At 26.5% G+C, this 25,241-nt stretch carries 25 protein-coding genes; 23 read left to right on the top strand and 2 right to left on the bottom strand.

Annotation, left to right across the window (positions count from 1 at the left end; genetic code table 11):
• Positions 1-20 precede the first annotated feature (20 nt).
• The 4 genes from CDLVIII_RS26665 to CDLVIII_RS32695 all read left to right on the top strand — a co-directional run bounded on the left by CDLVIII_RS26665 (position 21) and on the right by CDLVIII_RS32695 (position 2,876).
• On the top strand, positions 21-1,766 hold the full coding sequence (locus CDLVIII_RS26665; RefSeq protein WP_035301940.1) for an AAA family ATPase: 1,746 nt from the start codon (positions 21-23) through the stop codon (positions 1,764-1,766).
• Positions 1,767-2,046: 280 nt separating this feature from the next.
• The gene (locus tag CDLVIII_RS26660; RefSeq protein ID WP_009172597.1) at positions 2,047-2,448 is read left to right on the top strand and encodes a hypothetical protein; all 402 of its coding nucleotides are present in this window, start codon (positions 2,047-2,049) and stop codon (positions 2,446-2,448) included.
• Between the two features lies 1 nt (position 2,449).
• Positions 2,450-2,731 (top strand): four helix bundle protein, encoded by a 282-nt coding sequence (locus CDLVIII_RS26655; RefSeq protein WP_009172596.1) that lies wholly within the window; start codon positions 2,450-2,452, stop codon positions 2,729-2,731.
• A 25-nt stretch (positions 2,732-2,756) separates the two neighbouring features.
• On the top strand, positions 2,757-2,876 hold the full coding sequence (locus CDLVIII_RS32695; protein WP_144005395.1) for a hypothetical protein: 120 nt from the start codon (positions 2,757-2,759) through the stop codon (positions 2,874-2,876).
• Between the two features lie 91 nt (positions 2,877-2,967).
• On the opposite strand, the gene CDLVIII_RS26650 is transcribed toward CDLVIII_RS32695, so the two are convergent.
• Positions 2,968-3,324 carry a hypothetical protein gene (locus CDLVIII_RS26650; protein WP_009172595.1) on the bottom strand — a complete coding sequence of 119 codons (357 nt, stop codon included), beginning with the start codon at positions 3,322-3,324 and terminating at the stop codon, positions 2,968-2,970.
• Positions 3,325-3,709: 385 nt separating this feature from the next.
• On the opposite strand from CDLVIII_RS26650, the gene CDLVIII_RS26645 reads away from it, so the two are divergent.
• The 18 genes from CDLVIII_RS26645 to CDLVIII_RS26565 all read left to right on the top strand — a co-directional run bounded on the left by CDLVIII_RS26645 (position 3,710) and on the right by CDLVIII_RS26565 (position 23,684).
• A complete protein-coding gene (locus CDLVIII_RS26645; RefSeq protein ID WP_009172594.1) occupies positions 3,710-4,282 on the top strand; it encodes a tyrosine-type recombinase/integrase in 573 nt (190 codons plus the stop codon).
• A gap of 23 nt (positions 4,283-4,305) precedes the next feature.
• The gene (gene lepB, locus CDLVIII_RS26640; protein WP_009172593.1) at positions 4,306-4,806 is read left to right on the top strand and encodes a signal peptidase I; all 501 of its coding nucleotides are present in this window, start codon (positions 4,306-4,308) and stop codon (positions 4,804-4,806) included.
• 286 nt (positions 4,807-5,092) lie between these two features.
• Positions 5,093-6,043: a cyclic GMP-AMP synthase DncV-like nucleotidyltransferase gene (locus CDLVIII_RS26635; RefSeq protein ID WP_009172592.1), complete on the top strand. Its 951-nt coding sequence runs from the start codon at positions 5,093-5,095 to the stop codon at positions 6,041-6,043.
• Positions 6,024-7,688 (top strand): E2/UBC family protein, encoded by a 1,665-nt coding sequence (locus CDLVIII_RS26630; RefSeq protein ID WP_009172591.1) that lies wholly within the window; start codon positions 6,024-6,026, stop codon positions 7,686-7,688. Before CDLVIII_RS26635 ends, CDLVIII_RS26630 begins: the two co-directional genes overlap by 20 nt.
• 1 nt (position 7,689) lies before the next feature.
• Positions 7,690-8,166 (top strand): Mov34/MPN/PAD-1 family protein, encoded by a 477-nt coding sequence (locus CDLVIII_RS29510; RefSeq protein ID WP_009172590.1) that lies wholly within the window; start codon positions 7,690-7,692, stop codon positions 8,164-8,166.
• 10 nt (positions 8,167-8,176) lie between these two features.
• Positions 8,177-8,803 carry a hypothetical protein gene (locus CDLVIII_RS26620; protein WP_009172589.1) on the top strand — a complete coding sequence of 209 codons (627 nt, stop codon included), beginning with the start codon at positions 8,177-8,179 and terminating at the stop codon, positions 8,801-8,803.
• Positions 8,804-8,897: 94 nt separating this feature from the next.
• Complete coding sequence (locus CDLVIII_RS26615) at positions 8,898-9,380, top strand: hypothetical protein (protein ID WP_009172588.1); 483 nt, start codon at positions 8,898-8,900, stop codon at positions 9,378-9,380.
• Positions 9,381-9,549: 169 nt separating this feature from the next.
• Positions 9,550-10,161, top strand: a complete 612-nt coding sequence (locus CDLVIII_RS26610; RefSeq protein WP_009172587.1) for a hypothetical protein — start codon at positions 9,550-9,552, stop codon at positions 10,159-10,161.
• A 369-nt stretch (positions 10,162-10,530) separates the two neighbouring features.
• Positions 10,531-11,238: a heteromeric transposase endonuclease subunit TnsA gene (locus CDLVIII_RS26605; protein ID WP_009172586.1), complete on the top strand. Its 708-nt coding sequence runs from the start codon at positions 10,531-10,533 to the stop codon at positions 11,236-11,238.
• Between the two features lie 21 nt (positions 11,239-11,259).
• Positions 11,260-13,308, top strand: coding sequence for a Mu transposase C-terminal domain-containing protein (locus tag CDLVIII_RS26600; RefSeq protein ID WP_009172585.1), 2,049 nt, complete (start codon positions 11,260-11,262; stop codon positions 13,306-13,308).
• On the top strand, positions 13,301-14,764 hold the full coding sequence (locus tag CDLVIII_RS26595) for an ATP-binding protein (RefSeq protein WP_009172584.1): 1,464 nt from the start codon (positions 13,301-13,303) through the stop codon (positions 14,762-14,764). The genes CDLVIII_RS26600 and CDLVIII_RS26595 overlap by 8 nt, the downstream gene beginning before the upstream one ends.
• Positions 14,761-15,903 (top strand): TnsD family Tn7-like transposition protein, encoded by a 1,143-nt coding sequence (locus CDLVIII_RS26590; protein ID WP_083825394.1) that lies wholly within the window; start codon positions 14,761-14,763, stop codon positions 15,901-15,903. The genes CDLVIII_RS26595 and CDLVIII_RS26590 overlap by 4 nt, the downstream gene beginning before the upstream one ends.
• A gap of 126 nt (positions 15,904-16,029) precedes the next feature.
• Positions 16,030-16,869 carry a hypothetical protein gene (locus tag CDLVIII_RS26585; protein WP_009172582.1) on the top strand — a complete coding sequence of 280 codons (840 nt, stop codon included), beginning with the start codon at positions 16,030-16,032 and terminating at the stop codon, positions 16,867-16,869.
• Positions 16,859-17,200, top strand: a complete 342-nt coding sequence (locus CDLVIII_RS26580; protein ID WP_009172581.1) for a hypothetical protein — start codon at positions 16,859-16,861, stop codon at positions 17,198-17,200. Before CDLVIII_RS26585 ends, CDLVIII_RS26580 begins: the two co-directional genes overlap by 11 nt.
• 85 nt (positions 17,201-17,285) lie before the next feature.
• Positions 17,286-17,432 (top strand): hypothetical protein, encoded by a 147-nt coding sequence (locus tag CDLVIII_RS31660; RefSeq protein WP_009172580.1) that lies wholly within the window; start codon positions 17,286-17,288, stop codon positions 17,430-17,432.
• A gap of 401 nt (positions 17,433-17,833) precedes the next feature.
• Positions 17,834-21,112, top strand: a complete 3,279-nt coding sequence (locus CDLVIII_RS26575; protein ID WP_009172579.1) for an AAA domain-containing protein — start codon at positions 17,834-17,836, stop codon at positions 21,110-21,112.
• A 12-nt stretch (positions 21,113-21,124) separates the two neighbouring features.
• The gene (locus CDLVIII_RS26570; protein ID WP_009172578.1) at positions 21,125-22,453 is read left to right on the top strand and encodes a hypothetical protein; all 1,329 of its coding nucleotides are present in this window, start codon (positions 21,125-21,127) and stop codon (positions 22,451-22,453) included.
• Positions 22,454-23,210: 757 nt separating this feature from the next.
• The gene (locus tag CDLVIII_RS26565; protein WP_009172577.1) at positions 23,211-23,684 is read left to right on the top strand and encodes a flavodoxin; all 474 of its coding nucleotides are present in this window, start codon (positions 23,211-23,213) and stop codon (positions 23,682-23,684) included.
• A gap of 274 nt (positions 23,685-23,958) precedes the next feature.
• Here the strand turns inward: CDLVIII_RS26565 and CDLVIII_RS26560 are convergent, their stop codons facing one another.
• Complete coding sequence (locus CDLVIII_RS26560) at positions 23,959-24,282, bottom strand: hypothetical protein (RefSeq protein ID WP_009172576.1); 324 nt, start codon at positions 24,280-24,282, stop codon at positions 23,959-23,961.
• A gap of 381 nt (positions 24,283-24,663) precedes the next feature.
• On the opposite strand from CDLVIII_RS26560, the gene CDLVIII_RS26555 reads away from it, so the two are divergent.
• Positions 24,664-24,996: a hypothetical protein gene (locus CDLVIII_RS26555; protein ID WP_009172575.1), complete on the top strand. Its 333-nt coding sequence runs from the start codon at positions 24,664-24,666 to the stop codon at positions 24,994-24,996.
• Positions 24,997-25,241 lie beyond the last annotated feature (245 nt).

Here is a 25,241-nt window from a genome sequence, read left to right as displayed (position 1 = left end):
GGAAAGGTTTGAGAAGTATATTGGTAATAGATAGTATTAAAATTAAGGAAAATTTAATAAGAAAATATAGTATTTCAAAAGAAATTGCTGGAGATTTGGCAGAAGATTATTTAGAAAGTTCTGTGGAAGTTATAGAGAAAAAGGGATACTTGCTTGGGCACTATGATATGGAATTTAAAGAAATCGAAAATATTATTAATAAGTACAGCAATAATATTGATAAGGAAGTCGATTTGATTAAAGCATCCATTATTTATGCAATAGAAGATGATGCTAAAAATAATGGAAATGTATTTATGTATTTCGGTGTTTTCGAGAAGAAAGTTAAAAAGTTGTTAGTAAAGAAAGTTGGTAAAGAAAAATTTGACAAAGCATTAGAAGAATTAAAAAGTGAATCTGAAATAATAATTGAAAATAATTATAATGGTAATTTATGTGTATATATAATTAGATTATATAAGGCAGAAGTGGAACTTGCTAATACTTTGATTGAGATTATAAATAATAATAAAGAAATAAATGATGAAAGAATTGAGAAATTTATTGATGGATATAATGAAATTAAATTAGAGAAAAAACAAAAAGAAGCCATTGCAGTAGCTTTAAAAAATGATATCTCTATAATAAATGGTATGGCTGGAACAGGGAAAACTACAGTTATAAAAGTAATTATTAAAGCTATGAAAAAGATATTCGGATTTAATAAAATTATGATATTAGGCTATACAGGAAAGTCTGTACAAAGAGCAATGGAAGTCACAAATTTAGAAGCTGAAGGGAATACAATACATAGGTTCTTAGGCATAGATGAGAATGGAAAAATAAAACGGAATTCTAAGATTAAATTAGATGTATTAATTTTAGATGAGAGCAGTATGGTTGATATAACTTTAATGAATATGCTACTTTCATCTATAGAGTGTTCAAAAATTATTTTTACAGGGGATTATGGACAACTCCCATCAATAAAGGAAGGGCAGGTCTTTAAAGATTTAATTTTAAGTAATTTAATTCCTACAGCAAAATTAGAAAAGATTATTAGACAAAAAGAAGGCAATATTATATTAGAAAACTCTAAAAAAATTAACTTTGGTATTGGATTTCAAGAAAGTTCTAAAGGAGTAAAGGAAAAGAAAAAGCAGTTTGAATTTGAAGAATGTGAAGCTAAAGATATTAAGAAAAAAGTTATAAAAACCATAGAGGGATTAATTAAAAATAATATAGATATTTATGATATTAAAGTTATGTCAGCAATTAGAGAAGGCTTTAATGGTGTAAAGGATTTAAATAAGAAAATAATAGATGAATTCAATCATATTAATGGTAGAGAGGTCAGTAAATTAGCTGTATTAGATAATGTAATGGCAGTGAAAAACAATTATGATAAAAATATTTTTAATGGTGAAAATGGAATCATAATTAGAACGGAAGGAGATAATTTTAAGGGACTTAAAAAGGTTAATGTTAAATTTGGGGAAAAGAAGATAGTTGAATATAAAGATGATGAAATTAATGAACTTGAACTTGCTTATGCTACCACAATTCACAAGATGCAGGGAAGTGAGGTACCGGTAGCAATAATTGTAGTTGATAATGAAAAAGTATTGACTCGTGAATTATTATATGTGGCAGTTAGCAGAGCAAAAGAGAGAGTAATAATGATAGGGAATAAGGGAGCTTTCAATAATGGATTGAAGGTAACAGTTAATAGGAATTCTATGTTAGTAGAAAGGATTCAAGATAGTATGAAAAAAAGAATGGCTTAGTTAGGGGACTAAGCCATTCTGAATACTGGTTATTATATTTATTTAATAAGGGGTAAGTAATAATGCTTTAACTACTTTATGTTATTTAGTATATAAAAGGATTGTGGCAAAAAGGTGACAATTTAATATTTTTATTTTGAGATACTGTAATTTTTATTGCAGTATTTTTTTGTTTGATAGAACATTTACTACTACCCGATAGTGCATATTTTTGTTATTAAAATATCCTCTAAAATCTATTATAAAGTATAAAATAAAAATTAAACTCAAGGAGAAATTTATGAATACTTATGAAAATATTAGCTACAAAAATTTTAGAAAAAAATATGCTTATCAAAGAGCTATGGAAGTAATAAAAGCTATGGTTGATTTAATTGGAACAATTGATAGCTTTGAAAAATCAAAATTCTTTAATAAGAGCATAAAAATAGCAGTTGAGCTTGCGCAAGGGGAAGGCAATATATTAACTGTTAATGGTAAGGATTATCACTACAGAAGAGCATTAATGTATACAATTCAATTAAAGAAAGCAATAGAAGATAAACTTGATATTGGAGAGCTTAAAGAAAGTGATGTTACAAGAATTATATTAGAGAATTTGCAGGAAGTTATTATACTTACACGTTCTTATAGAAAAGCATTAAGAGAAAAAAATATAATAGAAGAAATAGGAGAAAAATAATATGAAAACAGTAAACATTAGGGAGAAGTTGGAAATTCATAAGATACAGCAGGCACTTGACTCATTAAAAGATTTCAGGGAGCTTACAGGATACCAAAAAGCTTTAGAGTTCTATACAAAATTATATGTTATATTATCAAAACTTCCGTTTTATGAACAATATGGAATATTTAGTCAATTAGACCGCAGCTCTATGTCAATAGTTGCCAACCTCTCGGAAGGGAATGGGAGCTTATACCCTAAAACTAAAATGAATTTTTATAGTATAGCCTGCAACTACTAATGAAACACAATGTTGGCTTGATATTATGGTTATAAAAGGTTATTTAAATCAAGAACAACATATGGAATTAAATGAAATATTAGAATCTATCAAGAAACTTATTATTGCTTATATAAAAAAGTTAGCAGAAGATATAGAAGCGTAAAAGAAAAATATTTTGTAATTAGAATAGACGATATAAAAAGCGATTCGCATCGCTTTTTATATGTAATTTTAAATAATATAACTAAAAGGACTTAATGAGTTGCTTCTAAAGTTAATACATATTCTTCAGCACGATTAGATTTTTTATAGCAACCTATTTCTAAACAATTGTTTGTATATTCCATTGGTTCAAACCTTGTACAAAAATCAGTTGAAATATCATCATCAAAATCAGTGTTTTGTAAAAATAAATCAATGCTTCGACCATCATTATCATTAGTAACTAAATCTGCAATGCCTAAATAAGAAAAATCTTTATATATTTTACATTTTAAACTGTTACCACGGCAAATAAGAGGTCTTTTATTTGCAGATAAAAAATCATGTAGCTGTTGTAGATTATCTTCTCTTTCACTATTAGATTTGCTCATTTTCAGAGCTTTCCTCATAATTATCACCTCCAATTCAAAATTTAAGAATATTATATCATATTTTGTAATAAATGGTTAGAGACGTTATAGAAGAATATTTTTTATTTCCATTTGTTTTATATTTTAATGACTAAAATTTAAATTTCATATAATAAACTTAACTCTATTGAGGTTGCCTAAGTAGAACAGCCACTTTATCTCAAACCTGTTATAATTAAATTAAACTAAATGCAGATAAATTAAATACTATCTGCATTATTTAATAGGAATTTTGAATCTAACAAAAAAGGCTTTTGTGAGATTTAAAATGGCTTAAATAGTAGGATTCAGGGGCTTGGTTAAAAAATAGATGTTTGAATAGCGCATAATATATTAAAATGCAATATTGTGTAAGATTGGAGTGATGAATATAAATACTGTAAGTCCGATAAAAGATATTAAACAATTAGAAGCAATGAAGAGTTTTTTGAAGGGAAAAGATACCAGAGACTATTTAATGCTTATGGTAGGAATTTCCAGCGCGTTAAGAATTTCAGATATTTTAAAATTGAAAATAAAGGATATTTGGGATGGGAAAAAGCCAAAAGAATTTATAATGCTTAATGAAAAGAAAACAGGAAAGGCCAAAAGGTTCCCAATAACTGTTAATTTGAAAAAAGCTATTGTTCAATTTATGAAAGAAAATGATTTGGAACAAGATGATTATATCTTTCAATCAAGGAAAGGAAACAAAAAAGCAATTACACGAAGTCATGCGGCCTATATAATAAGCAGTGCGGCCGATTATGTTGGTATTAAGGAACCAGTATCAACCCATAGTATGAGAAAAACATTTGGATATTTCTGTTATAAAAGAGGTGTATCATTAGCATTAATAATGGAAATTTTAAATCATTCGTCTATTTCTCAAACAAGGAAATATTTGGGACTCACTCAAGAAGATTTAGATGATGTTTATTTATCATTAAATCTATAAGAATTTAAATAAAAGGAGAATTTATGGTAGCAGAAATAAATAAAAGTGAAAAAATAACATTAAGAGATTTAATAAAAACTATAATAGTGTCAGGAGCTATAGCAGGTTTATTTTTGATGTTCTTCAGGATAGCAACTGTCCAAGGCAATTCCATGGACAAAACATTAGCTGATGGAGATAGATTAGTGTTAAGTACTACATTATATAAGTTGGAAAAGCCAAAGTATAAAGATATAGTTGTAATAAAAAGAGATGATTTACCTGTTAAATATATAGTTAAGAGAGTTATAGGTGTGGAAGGGGATAAGGTTAGGATTAAAGATAATAAGTTATATATTAATGAAGAGTTAATTCAGGAAGATTATATAAATGAAGAAATGAAGACAAATGACCTTGAGCTAACTGTTCCAGAAGGTAAGGTTTTTGTAATGGGCGATAATAGAAATTATAGTACGGATAGTAGGAGTAAGGAAATTGGATTAATAGATTGTAAAAGTCAAATATATGGAAAAGTAATTATTTGATATAATTGAATTTATAGAAATGCTTTGATAAATCTCTTAAAGCATTTCTTTTATTTTACTTAAAAACACAATATATTGTGAATGCTGAATACGATACACCACAAAATAGAGTATTTTAAAGTAAAAATAATAAAAAGTAATATAAACAGTAAAATTTAATGATTATTGGGTCCAAAATGGAATAAATGGAAATTGAATATAAAAATATATAAGTATATAATATTTTTACTGTTAGCACTCAATAACATCGAGTGCTAACAGTAAAAATAAATGAGGGGGAACATGTATGGCTAATTTAAACAAATTATTTTCAGATTTTGAGGAAGAAATATCTTTAAAATCTAAAAAGAAAGAGAATTTGAAAAAGGGAAGAAATGCGTTAAGAGAAAAAATAAGAAACTCATTTAAGGAAAAAGAAAGAAGTACGCCGAAATTTTGTGGGCAAGGTTCTTATATGATGAAAACGACTGTTAATCCAATAGATGGAGAGTATGATATTGATGATGGGGTATATCTTCAAGGCTATTCAGATAAAGACATTGAAGAGTGGCCAACTACATCAACAGTACATAGATGGATTAAAGATGCAGTAGATGGACACACATCTACGCCACCTAAAGATAAAAACACATGTGTACGTGTTATATATGTCGATGATTATCATGTAGATTTACCATCATATATAGTAAAAGATGATGTTTGCTATTTAGCTCATAAAAGAGACGGATGGACAGAGAGTGACCCGAGGGCGTTTACTAAATGGTTTGTTGATAAAGTGCAAGAAAATGGTGAACAAGTTAGAAGTTTAGTTAAGTATTTAAAAGCTTGGAAAGATTATAACAATGTAGATTTAAAGGGGATAGCAGTTACTATTTTAGTTTGTGAAAATTATTATTCATATGAAAATAGAGATGATTTGGCTTTATTAGGAACTGTTACTGAAATTATTAATAGCTTAGAAAACGAATTTACATGCAAGAAACCAGTAATACCTTATGAAGATTTATTTGAAGAAATTGACGAAGTAAATCAAAATAAACTTTTAGAGAGTTTAAAATCTCTAAAAACTGAGATACAAAATGCAGTAGATAAGGAGGATGAAGCTGAAGCATCTGATATAATGATAAAAGTTTTTGGAGATAGATTCCCAAAAGGAAGTAGCACCAAAAAGGCAGAATCTAATTATGCAAAATCAGAAGCTCCTTCAATAATAAAAAATGATGGACGTTCTGCTTAAAGAAATAGAAAAATATTTAGATGATAATGGATATGAATGTATAGAAATTGATAATCCAGATGGGAAATATTTATTCATAGATATAAACATTAATGGAAATGATATAAGGTTGAAATGCATGTTTACGCACGCATTTCCCTATGGATTTCCTAAGATATCAATACTTCAAGAATTTTATAGTAAATATGGACTTCTGCCACACGTAGATAATGATGGAGTAATATGTACATTTGATACAAATAAGGTATATCCCAATTTTAATAAGCCTAAAGAAGCTGTATTAGAGTGTATAAAAAAGTCAGAAAAAATATTGTTAGATGGAATAAACGGAAATAACAGAGAAGACTTTGAGGAAGAATTTAAAGCATATTGGGAACTTGAAAGTGAGATTATAGGAGAAGTAATTTTTGAACCAGATGATAAAGATAAGATATTATACTGTTATACAAGTAAAAATAGGTTTATATATTTAGCAGAGGATGAAGAAAAACTGAAGAATTATTTGAAATATGCACATATAGCAGATATTAGAAAAGTAAAAATAACGAAGGCATTATATTTGCCGTTGGAAAACAATTGGTGTTGTCCCCCGTTTCCTCAAAATAATAAAGATATCATTGAATTGTTATCTAAAGAGAAGAATTTCAATAGATATTTAGAATATTTAAGAAAATATAACGATGAACATATAATTATATTTTCACAAGTAGTAAATAATAAAATGTGTTTGGCAGGATGGAGACATAAAAGAGGTAAGTCTGTAAAAGGCTTAAGGAATATAAATATTTTTCCTAAATATTTATATTATAATGTTAATGGAAGTCAAAAAATAGAAAAGATTAGTGTGAGTCAATTAAATCATACACGAATATATGAAAGAGGCGGAGATGGATATATAAAAACTAAAAGATTGATATCTGTAGTTGGGTGTGGTTCAATTGGAAGTTATTTAATTAAAAATCTTGTAGACTTGGGAATAAATAATTTTAAGATAATAGATAAAGAAACATTATCAACGGATAATATCGCAAGACATTATTGTGGCGCAATAAATGTTGGAATTAGTAAAGTAGATGCGATTAAAAGTGAGCTTATAACTCATTATCCAGATATGAACTGTGAAAGTATAAAGCAAGATGTATTTTCAGTAATTGAGGATAGAATAGAAATTTTTAATCAATGCGATTATAACTTCATTGTAGTTGGAAATATACCAATTGAAGCAAAATTTATGGAATTGCTTAAAAATGGAGATATAGTTAAACCAACAATTATTATATGGGTAGAACCATATATTATAGGAGCACATGCAATTATAATTCAAAATAGACAAGATTTATTCAATTTATTATATGATAAGGATTATAATTTTAAAGAAAAAGTTCTTATTGATGGAGAAAAATATATAAAGAGGGAAGCAGGATGTCAAAGTACTTTTCTACCATACTCAGCGTTTGAGGTGCAACAATGCTTAAGTGATATATTAGATTATGTTAACCAGAATATATTTGAAAAAGGTAAAAAAGAAAACTTTTTATTAACATGGGTGGGAAGAATAGATTTAGCAAGGAAAAGGCATATGAAGATATCTGATAAATGGATTGGAAGTGAAAATAGAAAACTGGAAATAAGAAGGTTAAATTAAAATGGAGAAATATAAAATTGATGATAGAACAAATCTTATAATTAGTAACTTAGCAATAAAAAAGTTAAATAAATATAGACAATTAGGGAGAATGAAAGAAAATGGAGGTATATTACTTGGAAAAATAAAGGCTGACTTTTCTGAATTTATAATTTGTGATATTTCTGAACCTTGTGAAAAAGATAAGAAATTTAGATATGGATTCGTAAGAAATAAAGAAAATGCTCAGAAAATTATAAATGAAGTATGGAAAAATTCAAATGGTGAGGTTGTGTATATAGGAGAATGGCATTCTCATCCAGAATGTAACCCCAAGCCATCGCATGTAGACAACGAATTAATTATAAGATGTTCAAAGGAAATAAGCAATCTTCCAACATTTATATTTTTAATAATAATAGGACAAGATGGTTCTAAATATATTAGTTGTAAAAAAGTTGGAACCGATGATTTAAAAGAGTTAAATAAAGAAGAGTGAGGGGATTAAAGTGCATAATTATTCATTAGATAGTGATATTAAAACTAAAGCTGTATGGATATTAACTATAATTAGTGTAATTATAATATTCATTATAGGAATAGTAGCAAATATGTTCGGAATTAATTTTATACCATTACAAATAGATTTAGAAAATATTATGAAAATAGCAATAAAACTGGGGAGCTTTTCATTAATATTTGTTTTACTTTATTTGTTATTTGATAAATTTTTATGGAAAACTACGTTTATGAAAAAGATTCATGGTATTCCGGATTTTAGTGGAAAATGGCAAGGAAGTTTTATTTCTAATAGGTTAGATGAAAGTGGAAATAATTATACTGGTTCATGTAATATAATAGTTAAGCAAACATGGGGGAAAATATCAATAGTTAGTAATTTTGAGAAATCAACCTCATACAGCAAATCAGCATATATAAATATAAATGGAGTTGATGGAATTACTCTTAGTTTTGATTATAATAATAAAGCGGAAAAAACCAATGATTCAAATTTAAAGCAACACAATGGACATAATGATTTTACATATATTGAAAGTGAAAATAAGTTGCGAGGAAATTATTTTAATGATAAAAATAGAGAAACTAATGGAATTATTGAAGTAATAAAATTATAATATGGTGATTCTATTCTTAAAATTATAATACTACATGGAGGAAACTAATTATGATTGATAAAATGACTTATTTCATTAATGCTAACGAATAAGGATGAAGCAGATATTAAACTTAATGTTTTCTGTTAGTTTAGCATACATAACATATTCTACAATGTTCAAAACAGAAAGTAATCTATTAAAATATCAAGTTATGATTACAGTATTTTTAAATAGTAGTTTTTTCTTGTATAAATTAAGGAATTTGGATAAAAAAGAGTTTTTCTATGATATGTTTTTTCAAATTGCCACACCAATAAGTATCATTATTTGTTTATTTGTTTTAGAAGATAAGAGGGTAGAGGGAAGTAGCATTGAGGAGATTTTTATAAAAATATCTTATTTAATATTGATTCCGATGCTATTTAAATATTTAAAAAACAGAGGGAAAGAAAATCTGAAGTATACATATTTTGGATTTGTATTGGCTTCAGTAGTATTGATAGTATTATTAATACTAAAAATCAATCCAACTATAAGTGTAATAATATCCGTAATTTTAATAGAGTGCATTAGATTTTATGGTATAAATAGATAAAAAAATATTAGAAGCATTGTGATTTAGAGAGTTTCATATTAAAAATAAGAGATTTCTATAAATGATAAGGCTTTTATTTTATATTAAATTAAAAAGAAAAACAAAAATAGAAAATAACTATTTTTTTATAGATTTGTAGATTTATTTTTTACGAGCAAGGGGTAATAAGATGTGGGATTTTTTTAAAGGATTGTTAATTGAAAAAAAAGATGAAAATATAAAAGAACCAGAGTTTTTGGGAGTGTTTGGTCTGGCAATAGCTATATATAAAGTTGTATTTAAGGGAGAGTTTGAAAAGATTACAGAATTAATACTTAATGATAAAAGCATTCAAATATTACAAAGTATTTTGCATTTTATGTTAGGCACAGCCTTCATAATATACAATATAGTATTTTTATTATTTATAGTATTTATGATTATATATGTAATAAGTAATTGGATGTTAGATAGAGGAATTATAAAGTCAGAAAAATTAAAAGATAGTTATAGAACAATACATAGATTTTTTCTTGGAAGTAAAATTAAATTAAGTAGAATTAACGCATGGGTTTTAGTAATAATGATATATTATTACATATTTAATGAGAATAGTTTCTATATTTATATTGATAATATTAAAAATTATTTTATAAATTCTAATATTGTGATTATAACAAGTTTTACACTATATAGTCTTATAACAGTTTTGGTAAGTTTAGATTTTATTAGGAATACATTTTATAGACTTCTATATTTTACAATGGATGAAGAAACTGAAAAGTTGTTATCACGAGACTAAAAGAATAGTTCATTTATGATATGTTATAGATGAAATAAGGGCAAAATATTATACAAGGCATTTAACAGAATACTATAATATATTAAATTGAATTATAAAAGTGTGTATGATATCATGATTTTAAGAATATGCACATTCAAGAATTTATCAACGATAATAAAAATGAATTTGTTTTGTATATTTTAATTTAAAAAAGCTGTTTATTATGAATATATATCCGATGGAATAAAGGAAGTATACTTAATAAAAGAATTTTAATTAATAAGATAAAGCATTAGCAGTTAGCTAATTTACATAAAAAAAAGTATGTAAGTTGACTAAATGATAATGCTTTTTATTTTGTATTTTATATGAAAAGGAGTGGAAACATTGAGTTTAAAAGTAACGACTTTTAGTAGCAAAGGAAGGGTTACAAGAATTTACGGATATAAAACTAAAAGGATTCATCATTTGCAAAGTGATAATCAATTAAGAACTTTTTTGTTATTAGAATGGGACGATAGAGTTAAGAATATTAAAGAGAATGTAGAGCTTAAGGATTTAGAAGTCACTACTGATAATATAGAAAATTTAAGGTTAGATAAGTTTTCAAATAATGAAACTGGAGAAGTATTTCAATTGCACACTAATTTTTTAATAACTGTTAATAAGGGAGAAGGAGAAGAATTAATATCAATATCAGTTAAAAGTCTGTCTGAGCTTGAACGTAAAACAGTAATTGAAAAGATGGAAATTGAACGAAGATATTGGAAAGCTAAAGGAATCAAATTTTATGTGATAACTGAAAAAGAAATTGATAAGCAATTTGTTTATAACATTAAATGGATTAGGGAAGCTTTAATAGATAAAAGTATCAAAAATAAGCCGGAATTAGCTGAAAAACTATATTTTTTTCTTCAAAAACATGTGGATAAGAAATTAGTTAATGTTTTTGAGCTATTTGAAGTTGAAGAAGATGTTAAAGAAGGAACAGCTCTATTTATTTTTAGATATCTATTAGGAATTAAGGAAGTAAGCGTAGATATGAAAAAAAGTATTGACTTAAATGAAGAAGTAGCAGATTTTATTAAATTTTAGTTGATTTGAGGTGAAAAAAGCATGATTTTTAAAGAAAATATGATATTTCAGCTTAAAAATAAAAAATACAGAATTGTAGGCGATGATATTAGGAGAGGAAATATTTTTTATATAGAATTAACTGAAAAAGCAAGATGGAATCAAGTTATTAGCTTGCAGGAATTGGATGGTTTATTTGAAAATAATGAAGCTGTAATAGTTGGTAAGAATGATTCTATAAATATTATCAATTACGATATTAGCAAAGAAATGCTCAAAAAACGTGATTTTTGTTATGAAATTATATGTTTTTTACTAAAAAATAGCCCAAACTATGAAGTTTTTTATAGTAGGAGCAGAAAATCTATTATTGATAAGGCTATGGGGATTTATAAAGTAAGTGACAGTAGCATAAAAAGAATGTTTTGTAATTATTTAAAGGGTGGAAAGATAATAGATTCATTAATTCCTAAAATTTATAATTGTGGAGCAAAAGGAAAAGAAAGAACAATTAATAAGGAAGAAGGATTTGTTGTAGATGGTGAGATTAAAAGGATTTTTAAAGAAGGCATAAATAAATATTATAATACATCCAAAAAGAATAATAAAAAAATATGTTATGAGTTAATTATTAGAGATTATTTAAAAAGTAATCCAAATTCTAAACTTCCTACCTTAAAGCAATTTTATTACTGGTTTGAAAAAATAACTAAAGATAATAAGCAAAGTGAAATTTCTAAAAGATATGGTGATAGAATTTATCAGCAAAAGGCAAGAGCTATTATAGGAAATTCAATTCAAGATGCAGGAAGTCCAGCAGAACTTTATCAAATAGATAGTACAATTTTAGATGTTTACCTTGTTAGTAAATTAAATAGAAATGTAATTGTAGGGAGACCTGTTTTTTATTTAATTATAGATTGTTATAGCAGATTAATAGTAGCTATAAATGTTACTATAGAGCCATTTAATAGTTATGGAGGAGTTAAAGGAGCATTAATAAATGCTATGAGTGACAAAGTTAGTTATTGCAAGAAATATGGTATAGATATCACGAAAGAAGATTGGCCAACTGAAGCGGTACCATTACGAATACTTGCAGATAGAGGTGAGCTATTATCTGGAAATATAGAAAATGCAATTGCTAACTTAGGCATAATGGTTCAAAATACTCCGCCTTATAGAGGTGATATGAAGGGAATTGTAGAAAAGGCATTTGAGAGAATACATTCATATATAAAGCCATTCGTAGACGGGGTAGTAGAAAATAAATTTAACAAAATTGAGCGTGGAGCTGAAGATTATCGTCTTAAAGCTAATTTAAGTTTAGAGGAAATAACTCAGATAATTATTAAATGTGTTCTATATTATAACAATAATCATGTCCTAAATCATTACGAATCAGATGGTATCAATATAGAAAACGGTATTCCAAAAATTCCGAGTAAAATATGGGAATATGGAATTAAAACTAAGAAAGGATTGCTTAGAGAATTACCAGAAGAAATAATAAAAATTAATTTGCTTAACAATAGAGAAGTTACTGTTACAGCTAAAGGAATAAGGTTTAATAAATTATTTTATGTATCTAAATATACATTAGAAGAAGGATGGTTTCAGAAGGCAAGAATCGAGGGCAGTTTTAAGGTTAGAATAAGTTATGAACCTAATAATATATCTGAAATTTACTATATAAAAGAAGATGGAATGAGCTACGATACATTAGCTTTAGTAACATATATGGAACAATATAAAGGAATGGGAGAAGAGGAGCTTAATAAGATATTTGAATATGAAGAGAAATTAAATAAAGAAGCAGGTAAAAAGGAGATAAAGGAAAAAATCAAATTGTTTGATGAAATAGAAAAAATAACGAGTACTGCTAAACAGGAGCAAGAAAGATTTAAGGATAAAAATATCAGTAAGACAGCAAGATTAAAGAATATTAGAGAAAACTTAGAAGGGGAGAGAGAATATTTTAGAAATAAGTCAGAGTTATTTGAGGAGTTTGAAGGCAGTGATAAATGTACAATTGATGAATTAGATATATTTGATAATGTAGCAAGTGAATGGATGGATGATTATGAGTAAAGAAATAATACTAACAAATGGAACAGTTGCAATTGAAGCTGAATACAAGGAGCAATTAATAGAAGAATTTAATAATCCTTATATTCAGGTACTGCCAGATATTATACCCAAAGAACAAATAGTTAATGAATTGCTGTTTAAGCCTAAAATAAAAAAGGATGAATTAGCACTGCCTAAAGAGTTTAAGCTTAATATTTTGCCAAGAATTTATAAAGTGTTTCAGCCATTGCCACTTCATATAGAGATATGGAATATGATTAATAGTCTTATAAGGCAAGGATATATTGCAAGAAATCCAATTAATCCGTTATTTAAAAGATATAGTAATAAACTTGGGAATGAAATTTTAAATAAAACTTATAATTTAGATGCAGATGAAAATTTTAGAACTACAGCTCAATGCGGATTATTAATTGGAGTCTCTGGAATGGGTAAAAGTACAACAGTACAAAGAGTTTTAAGCAAAATACCACCAGTAATTGTTCATAATGAATATCAAAATATAAATTTTAGCCAAATTCAAGTTACTTGGATTAAGTTAGAAGCTCCTGCAAATGGAAGCATAAAGTCATTAACACTTCAGTTTTTTTCAAAATTGGATTCATTATTAGGAACAAATAATATGGAAAGGTATGTTTCAAAGCATTTATCTGTAGATGCAATGATACCGATAATGGGACAACTTGCAAATAATATTGGATTAGGATTGCTTGTAGTAGATGAATTGCAACATTTAGATAAAGGAGCAAAGCAGGTTATGAATTATTTTGTAGCACTTATGAATAGTTTTGGTGTTCCGTTGTTATTAATAGGTACTCCTGCATCATATAGCATGCTACAACAGGAAATGAGAATAGCAAGGAGAGTTACAGGAAGTGGAGCAATAATATTTAATTCAATGAAGAATGATAGAGAATTTGAAATTTTTATTAAAGGAATTTGGAAATATCAATGGCTTAGTAAACCAGTAAAGCTTACAAAAGAAATAATTAATATCTTTTATGAAAAGACACAGGGAATATGTGATTTAGTAGTGAAATTATTTGTTAATATCCAAAAAAGATTAATAGAAAAGGAAATAGAAGAGCTTGATTTAGAATTGATAAACAGTGTATGGAATAAAGAATTTACAGTCTTACAGCCAATGATATCAGCTATAAAAAGTAATAATAAGGTTAAAAAGATGAGATTTGAGGATATTCAAGAAATTGAAGACGGTAAAATAAGTTGTAAGAATATTACAGAAACTAATGTTAAAGAGAAATTAAAAAAGTTAGAGGTAGCTGAACAAAGGATAACTAAAAGAAATAAAATAAAAATATCAGAATTGGATGATAGTGATATAAGAAAAATAGTAATAGAAGGGAAGGAAGATAATATATCTGAATATCAAGCATTAAAAAGCAAAGGAATAATAGTAAATTTTGATGAGATATTAGGTGATGAGGAGTTATGATGAATTGTTTCCCTACAGTATATGAAGATGAATTATTATATAGTTGCATATCAAGATATAGGAGAATGACAGGAATAGTAAATAAAAAAGCGTTAATGAAGGATTTATATAATGAAAAAGTTTCTTTAAACAGTGTATATTTTCCAGTACATTGTGAACAACTTATAAACAATCTACCCATAAATAGTAAATTAACTGTGGATAAATTAATAAAAGAACATACTTTATTTAGAGTTTTTTCTTCAACGTTGACTGAAGAAAAAACTTTACTTATATATAATGGAATGAGAAAAGGAAAAAGGTTCAGTCCGTATGTTAAGTTTGGCTTAGCAAGTTCAAAAATAGAAATGCCTAATAATTTATTATATTGTCCTAAATGTTTGGAAGAGGATATTAATAAATATGGGGAAAGTTATTGGCGTGTGCTTCATCAGGTTGTAGGCGTTTTTTATTGTAAAAAGCATCAGATACCATTGCTAAAATCAAATATATGTTCAAATGACAGCAGAATAGATTTTGTTTGTTTAGAGGATATAGATTTTTCTAAATCAAAGCCAGTAATAGACGGAGAATTTATAAATGTTAACTTAAAATATATAGAATTAGCAGAATATTTGTTAAAAAATCATGTTCCTAAAAAAGGAAAAGAGTTTTTTAGGAATATTTATATAGATTTATTAAGAAAAAAAGGATTCGCAAGCAAGAATGGAAGCTTATATATTAAAGAGCTTGAGCAAGCTTTTGTAGATTTTTATTCAAATAAATATTTAAAAATAATGCAAAATGAAGTAGACCTTGAAGATGATAACAATTGGTTTAGAAGATTTATAAGAAGTAGTAGTAGGCAAAAGCATATATTAAGACATTTGCTAATGATACAATTTTTGGGTATAGATATAGAAGATTTATTTGAAACAGAAGAGGCAACAGGAAAGAAAGAATATAGTTATATACCAAATCCAAGGTTGGATTTAGAAATCCAAAGGGAAAGATGGTTACAAGTATTAAGAGATAATCCTAATTTAAAAAAATGTGAATATAAAAAGATTGGTAAGGGATTGTATAGCTGGCTTTATAAGAATGATAATGAATGGTTTGAAAAGATTACTCCTAAGAAAAATAAAGTTGACATGCAATAATAAGATTTAAAGAGCTTTAGACATATCTTTATAAGCATATATTAAAATGATTTTTGATGAAATTATAATTTATGAAAATTATGGTATAATAAGTATAAAATGTGATTGTAATAAGGAGAAGAATAAATGAATGAGTTACAGGTCAAGGCAATTACTGATTTGAAAAGTAAAAACGAGAAATATATTTTAGAAATTACAGAATTACTTACTAAGATGAAGAAAAGTTATAAGAAATTTGATGATTTTGAGAAATGTTTTTGGAGCTTAATGAATGATATGGAAAAAGCACATTCCCAAATACCATTTTTACCTTTTAGTAATGCCTATTGTATTAAAGAAAATTATTTTAGTATCCCTACAACTCCATGCCTAAGAGATTCTTTATACGGAGTAATTAATGAAGAATATTCATTCTTATCAGAAAAGTATATGAAAAGCTTGGAAAATGAAATTCAAGAAAAAGCTAATAAAGTAAGAATGGAACTTTCTAATTATATTGAATTAATATCTGAACTGTTGAATAGGGTAATAGCAAGTAACTCAATAACTAAACGGTTAAGTGGATTAGAAAATAAAGCAATGGAATTAGAGAAGAAGAAAGAATTATTTTGGTATCCTAAACAATTATCTAAAGAGGAGTACTCATTAAAAGGAAATTTTGTAGTACCACCATTTTGTTTGGAAAATCCACAAATAACCATTCCTTTACATAGAAGATTAATAATTGAATATGAATATTTATTTAAGTCAGAGGATTTACATTTATCTATATTGGAAAGTGTTAAATCAATATTATTGTATATTAATGAATATTTACCATTTGCGGAATTAGTACCTTTGAAGAAAAGCAATGGAATCGAGATTACTAATGTAGTATCACCTAAGCAAATTCAATTAGGTTCGGAAAATAAATTCGATGGAGAAATTAATATAGGAAATGAGGGAGAGTTAAAAGATGGGGATTAGTATAGGCAGTAATAATGTATTTCAGGGAAACATAAATATAGGAGATAATGCGAAACAAATTGCTAAGAATTTTAATCAAGAGTTTAATGAAATTGGGAAGATATTAGAATTACTTAAATTAAATATAGTTGAAAAATATAATGACGATGATAGAGAAATTGTATTAAAAAATTATCAAGAGTTTGAAGATGAAATAGTAAAGCAAGAAGAGCAGAGAGATAATAATTTTATAAAGACTAAACTGGCCTCACTAAATAAGGCATTTTCATTTATAGCGAATACATCAAGCATTGCGGGTTTGATAGTCTCAATAATACAAGCATATAAGTAATAATTAAGAATCTGAAAATATTAGTTTGAGAGGTATTTAAAATTAGTTTATCTGTTATATTTTATTATGGTTAGGAGTGATTTATATGGCAAGAATGACAAGAAGTGATTGTACTGTAGGCACATTTGAAAAGAAAAATGGATTCCCTAAAGGGACAATTCGCAATGAAAATGGTAGAGATACAAGAAGCGATAAAAAAATAGGAACCATACGAAAAGAAGTAAAAAAATAAATAGAATAGAGTATAGTAAGTATATATATGATTGCACAATTTATATTATTAATTTAAGGAGTTCAGAGCTGATTATAAAAAGTTAGCTCTTTTTTATTTGCAAATGAAGATAAAAATATGAAGAGGTGAGTATTCAGAAGATAAAAGTTAAATTTTCATATAGCATTTTTTATCACAATTTCAATTATATTTAGAGTAGAAATTTTAAGACATATTAAAATGATTAATTACTTGGGTAGTGATAAGCTTTCGATAGTTATTATGTTTTTACAGAAAAAGTGCAAGATGGGTAGAGGAAGTAAAGGCATAGAATTTTGAAATACAATATAGTAAAATTATATATGAATAGTATAATATATGATATATAGGTAATTATTTTATAAAAATATGGAGGAGCTTCTATGCTTGAAGGATATACATTAATAAATCCAGTAAAGGAAGATAAAAATAGTTATTCTGATGTTTTGCTGATTCAAAATGATAAAACAGAAGAATGCTATATGTTAAAAATAATAAAAGGCATAAATACGCCATTACATAATGTCTTATTTGAAAGAGAAGTACGAGCATTAACTAAACTAAGAACATGTGATAATATAGTTAAATTAATAGAATTTAATACCATAGAAAGTAAAGAATACGGAAATTGTGGACTTGTTTTCTTAGAAAATATACAAGGTGAGACCTTAAGAGATAAGGATGTACTTGAATATGGAAATATTGATAAATATAAAATAATAGAGCAACTAATAGAAGCTGTTCAGGTGGCACATGAAAATAATATAATACATAGAGATATAAATCCTAAAAATATAATGATATATAATGGAAATAAACTAAAATTGATAGACTTTGGCATCAGTAAAATAAAAGATATGGTAAATTGTGATACAGTATTTCAATTTGCTACTAATAGATATGCGGCCCCAGAAGTTATACAACACAGTGAAAATGCGACAGAACAGAGTGATATATATTCTGTAGGTGCAGTAATATATTATTTATTTACAGGAGAAGAGCCACCATTGCCAGATAAATTTGAAGAAAAAATATCTTCGTCAGGTATGGATATAAATTTAATTGAAATAGTTAAGAAAATGGTTATGCTTGATGTAGATAATAGGTATAAAGATATTTTTGAAGTAAAAAAGAATATATTACAATTCATCAAGAATATTATAAAATCTGATAAAAAATATATTGTCAAATTAAATAGTGGTAGTTTGCAACATATGAAAAATACATCTTTAGTACCTTTACATAAAAATTATTCTGAAATTTTAAAAGAAGATATATATAATGATTTCTTAGAAGCATACATTGATTTTGAAAAGTTAGATGAAGACGAAGAAAGCTATAGATTTTATGGCAATAGTTTTAGATTTGACTGTATTTATCAAAAAGATAAGCAAATGTTTTTAGTTGGCAGAGTTAATAAATTGTACCCGAATCAAAGACAAAAAGTAAAAAGAACAATGATGAAAATACAAGGGGATATGGAATTTTGTAATAGCGATAGTACATGTGAAAATGATAATTTTGAATTAACTAATGAAATAAAAAGTTTCAAGGCTAAGTTAAATTCAGATGCAAATGTAAACAATGAATATAGCAAAAACTTTTCTGCGTGGCATAAACTATTAGAAATAATGGAAGAAGAATGCAAGAATGAAGCCATAAAAATAAATTATAAATCATTTAAGACCACTGATGATTATTATATTTTTGATATAAAAGAAAGTGACTATTATGATTTAGATGAAAGAATAAATAAGGAAATTGTATTTATATGTGAAAAATCACAAGGGAAAAAAATAATACCTAAGGAAATAGGAACTTTTAACAAGCTTGAAATAAACAATGGCAAATATTATTTATATGTAAAACGAAGTATAAAAGGCAATTATAAACATCTTAATAAAAAGGGAACTATTTCAGAAGATTATAGAAGAAATTTATCATTAATAAAGAGAGAAACAAAAGCAATATCAGCATTTAATAATGAAGAATATGTTAGTACAAAAAATTTAAAAAGTATTTTTTCTCAAATTTCAGATGCATCTTCATTTGAAAATGTAGAGGATATTAAATTTTTTGATATAACACTTGACCCAATTCAAAGGAGAGCCGTAAGAAAAGCTTTAAATTCACAGGATATTGCATTAATTCAAGGCCCACCGGGAACTGGAAAAACAAAAGTTATTATTGAAATTGTACGACAAATATTAAATATAGGAAGTAAAGGAACTGTTTTTAAGAAAAAAATATTATTAGTATCTCAAGCACATGCGGCTGTTGATAAAATGCTTGAGGATTTAAGAGAAGCTAATGAAGATAATGAAAAAGTAATTAGAGTTGGAAAGAGTGAAGATTTAACGGATATTGTTAAAGAAAATTATTCAATTGAAAATGTTCAAGAAAAATGGATAAATAGTGTTGTTGAAAAAATACAGAATAATAGAAATAGAATTTTAAAGTACATAAAGCTTCCAGAAGAAGAGTTTAACAAATATTATGAATTAAAGTTAGAGTTAGAAAGTATTAAGAAAACAGACGAGAATAATATTAAAAATATAGAAAAAGTGGAAATGAAAATTAAGGAGTTTGAAGATAAATATAATTCCATATTAGAAAGTAAGGAATTTAAAGGCTTGGTTATTCAAAAATCATGGAGTGATAGAATAAAAAGTAATTTAGAGCTTGAAAGATATTTTATAAAAAACTCAGTTATTGTAGCGGGGACATGTACAGGATTTGTTTCTAATAATAGCATTAATAATATGGCTTTTGATTATTTAATTATTGATGAAGCAGCCAAAGCCACATTCCCAGAATTAATTCTATCTATAATAAAGTCTAAGAAAATTATATTAGTTGGAGACCATAAGCAACTTCCACCAGTCTTAGATGAAAACTTAATAAAAAGAAGTAGAAGAAAATTCAATGAAAGCAATATTAATTCAGATACTTTATATAGTGGAATATTTTTAAAATTATTTAAGCATTTGAATGATAACAATAAACAAACACTTAAGACTCAATATAGAATGCATCCTGTAATTGGAACAATGATAAGCAGATTATTTTACTCAAAAGAAATTTCTAATGGTGTTAAAGAGGAGAATAGAAAACATAATATTAAGGAATATGATGGATTCTCAATAATATGGGTTGATACTTCAAGGTGTAAAAATAAAGGAGAGAAAGAGATTTCTAAAACATTTAGAAATGAATTAGAAGCTAATATAGTTAGGGAACAATTGAAACTAATAAATAAAAATTCGAATAATGATATTGAAGTTGGAGTCATAACACCATATAGTGCTCAAAAAAATTGGATAAAAAATGAAGTAATGAATATAAGTACTAATAACATTAAAGGAGAAGTAGCTATTAATTCTGTGGATGCATTTCAAGGAGGACAAAAAGATGTAATTATATATTCTACGGTAAGAAGCAATATAAATAACAGAATTGGATTTTTGAGGTCTGAAGAGAGATTAAATGTTGCTTTCTCAAGAGCAAAAAAATTACTCATAATAGTTGGAGATAAACAATTTTTAAATAAAAGAAGCATTCAAGGTAATAGATTTACAGAAATAATTGATTATATTGAAAAAAATGAACAATGTAAGTTTATTGATTATAAAACAATTCAAGAGCAAAATAAACATCAATAGTGGGGTAAAAGCGTGGAAATAAAATATGATTTGGAAAATATGGTTCATGTTAAAGATGGATACGAATATATAACATCAAGAAAGTTATATATACCAATAGAGGAAATTGGACTAAAAATTCTGGTAAGAAAGCAACAAGAATTATTATTTTTTTATGAAATAATAATTAAACTTATAAAAAGTAATATATCAGATATAAAACAAATTTCAGAGATAACTGGTATAGAAGAAGAAATCTTATATGATGTGATAGCGGATATGTCTGTGGAAAGATTAATTCATGTTATAGGAACAACACTAAAATTAACAGTTAAAGGTAATGAAGCATTACAACAATTAATTCAAGAAACAATTGAAAAAGAAAATTTAAGAAAAATTTATATTGATTGTATCACTGGCGAAATTTTTGGAGAGATAAAACTTGTTGAAAATGTTAAAAAAAACAATCCGTGGCTTGAATGCAAAGTAAATATTGATGAAGAGTTTATCTCAAAAAATTTTAATCGCTTTAATAACATATATAAAGAGAGACAAGAAGAATACAATGTTGAAAATTCAGAATTAGTTAGATTAAAGGAAATCTATCAAATTTTAGAAAAGGAATATGGAAGAACACTTTATTTAGAGAAAAAGATTAATATTTTTAAAAATTTATCAGATAATAGCATTACATTTGAAACAGGCGATGAGCAAGATGAGAGCTATATTATTTCATTTAGAGAACAAATTGAAAACAGTAAATTTGGAGCAAGAGAATTTTTAATTGATGAAAAAATTTTTAAGAAAAATGTTAAAATGAACTTTGTTGAAGATGAAAATAAGAAGAGGAATAGTACATTACTTAATAATGCTATATTAGAGATGAATGATGAAAATATAGATAAATATTATAATAAGGAAAGATATCTATTTAATGATGAGTTAAGTCAAATATTATTAAATATAAAAAATATAAAGCCATCTAAAATAGTTATTAGTTCAAAAGTTTTATTAGAAATTTTAAGTAACGATGTCATTGAGGTTTTATGCATGATTTTGGATAGAGCAGAAGTGGTTATTCTTGCTGATAAGCAAGAATGGAAGATACAAGAATTAGAAAAGAAAATGTTAAATAAAAAAACAAATAAGAAGCATAAAATTATATGGAAATATACAAATAATTCAAATGAAGATAAAATTATATTATATCCATATGCAACAATAAATAGATATTTCATTCCAATTCCATATGATGGTAAGAGCTTTATACTTAAAGAAATTGGAGAAATTTCTTTTGAAAAAAGTAAAATAGATAGTGAACTTGAAGCTACATTAGGTGAGAATGATATTACTACTATGTAGCCACCCCATAAACCTTGCCAATTGCCACTAAACCCTGCCGATTCTGATAAACCTTGACAAAAACGTGATAGGGATAAGGGATGAAAGGAATTTAAGGGAGTAAGGTTGGAAGGGAAAAGTTAGCGATTTTTAAGGATAAAACCTTGAAACTAACATCCGTGCCGAATGGCGAAATGATAGGGATTTAAAAGGATTAAGGAATGATAATATTAAGGCAAAACTTAATATCTATTGTTCCTTTTTCTTTTTCATTTGCTCCTTAACCCTAATATGTTTCGTCAGACTTTAGTGTCTTTCCGATTAAATATTGACGATGAAAGAGGTAACTGATACCATTATATTTAACGCGAATATCTCGGCAAGGTTTAAGGAAATGAACGAAGGAATGCGGGTTTGAGGGGGATTTTTTCAGCACGCTTTGTGGTTTGCTTACAGAAATAGGCGCATATCAAAGGCTTTGAAAGATTTTAAGTAAATATTGAAGTGTATTTTATGTTCCCTCAGACTGATGGTCTGAGGGAATTTTTGCTTTATGGATTAACCTGAATATTGAGATGATTTTTGTGTTAAGGTTTGAATTTGGCTGAAATTTACACTTGACTATCACGTAAGTTCATAGCTTATTATATATTTATAATGAAAAAATACTAGATTAGTATCAATAGAAGATTAAATTGTATCGCTTATATTTAAAGGTATCATAAATCATTAATAAATGATTATATAAGTCGAAAGTTTAAGAAAGGAAATATCACATATGAATAATACTTTGATTGTTTATTATTCACTTTTTCAAAATACAGCAAATTTAGCATTAGAAATAACAAGGCAGACTGGTGGCACTATAAGAGAATTAATTCCTGATAAGAATTATTCTTTTGATTATAATACTGCAGCTAAAGAAGTACGGAATCAGATTATTCGAGGATTTTGCCATAACCTAATATCTGGAAATGAATCGATAGAGGATTATCGAACAATATTTATAGGTACACCTAATTGGTTTAAAACATTAGCCCCGCCAGTTTTGAGTTTTCTCAGACAACATGATTTTACGGGGAAAACAATAATTCCTTTCTGTACTCATGGAGGAGGTGGGTTTTGCCAAATTGAAAATGATATAGCAAGAGAGTGTTCAAAATCCATAATTCTGCCTGGCATTGCTGTAAATGGAGTTGTTGCATCTGAAGAGGTTACAAAGTGGCTTGAGACAATTGGATCTCAGCTATAGACAGGAGATAAGGATTTTTGAATGATTGATAATTTTGATTTTAAATACTAGAATTAAATGCAATGAAAAGTCCATAACTTAAAATTACCAATAGTGCTGGTTATAAATAGAAAATAAGCTCCTGAAAGAAGGAGCTTATAAATTAGAAATAATAAAGAAACAACAAATATTAAAATAGCATCAATAGTATTAACAGTAGTATTATATGATTATTTAAATAAAATATTCAATAATATATAGGCCTTGAAATTGAGAGGAATACCTTGTTAGTAAACTATTGAAAAGGGGAAAAAGATATTTCACCACTACCAACTATTGCTACGGTATCTCCTTCTTGAATAGGACCAAGCTTTACAATCTCATTGGGATTTATGAATCTTAGAAATACCTTTTGTTCACCATTGGAATTAATTATTGATATAGTAAGGCGATTATCTGGAGTTATCAATTTTGCCGTAATATATTTTCCACTATATAGAGATATATCATAAATACCTTGTGTATAAGTAGTAGCAATAGGTAGTGGTTGTGCTTGTGGAATTTTAAAAGATATAAATAAAATTATTAAAAAAAATACCAAAAGCCTTTTTATATTCATAACTACACCTCCATTCCATTAGTATTTTGTTTTTAAAATTAAGATATGCATTTTATAGTGAGAAAGTCTAAAGTGAATATAAAGAAGATGTTTTTTTACATCCTCTTTATTCAATTATTTCTACAAGTCTTTGTATCTCTATTATTAAGTAATTTCTTATCTAAGTTTTCAAGGAAATCTTTCATAGAATCATATGTACCATCACATTTAACCTGAAAAATGATATTAGCAAAATAACAAAACTTAAGAATGTATAATAAAAAATAAGCATAAAAATATACGTTTTATTTCTTAAAATATGTGTTTAAAAGAAAATATATTTATTTTACTCAGAATCATATGGTAATATTTCATAAAATGATAAAAATAAGGGGAATTAAAATGAAAAGAAACAAATTAGTAGCTTTCATGTTATCATTATATTTAACCTTAGGATTAATATCTTCAGTGGTAGCAAATGCAGAGTTTAAGCCCAGGAATAATAAAGTGAAAGTTGAATCTAAGGCGAGTACTTATAGTTCAATAACTATTACTGTAAATGTAGGAGATTTAGTTACAGAGCTAATTAATGGCGATAATTTAATAGAAATTAAAGGCGTTAAATCAAAAGTTGTAGTAATGGTTGTGAAAGCATTAATTTCTCGTACTAGTTGGTTTTACAACACAATTGAATACTTAGGTATAGTAGATGATAAAATTAAAGTAGTAATATAAGATTATTTTGGTGAAATATGACTATTTGGAATATGTAGCTTCATATGTGAACAACGCAGCAGCATTTTTAAGAGATAACTTACATTCTAGGCTAATGAGCTTTAGGATAAATAAAGATATTTGCGAAATAATTACATTTGTGTATACTTCTTTATTTGTCTAAATTTCAAATATTATAAGTCATATTTATTAATATTATTTCTAAACTTATATTTTCAGTAATAAAATTACATGCTTAAGAAAAA

The organism is Clostridium sp. DL-VIII, from assembly GCF_000230835.1.
Taxonomy (GTDB): Bacteria; Bacillota; Clostridia; order Clostridiales; family Clostridiaceae; genus Clostridium.
Note: the sequence above shows the minus strand (reverse complement) of the source record. Positions and strands in the feature narration are given on the sequence as shown.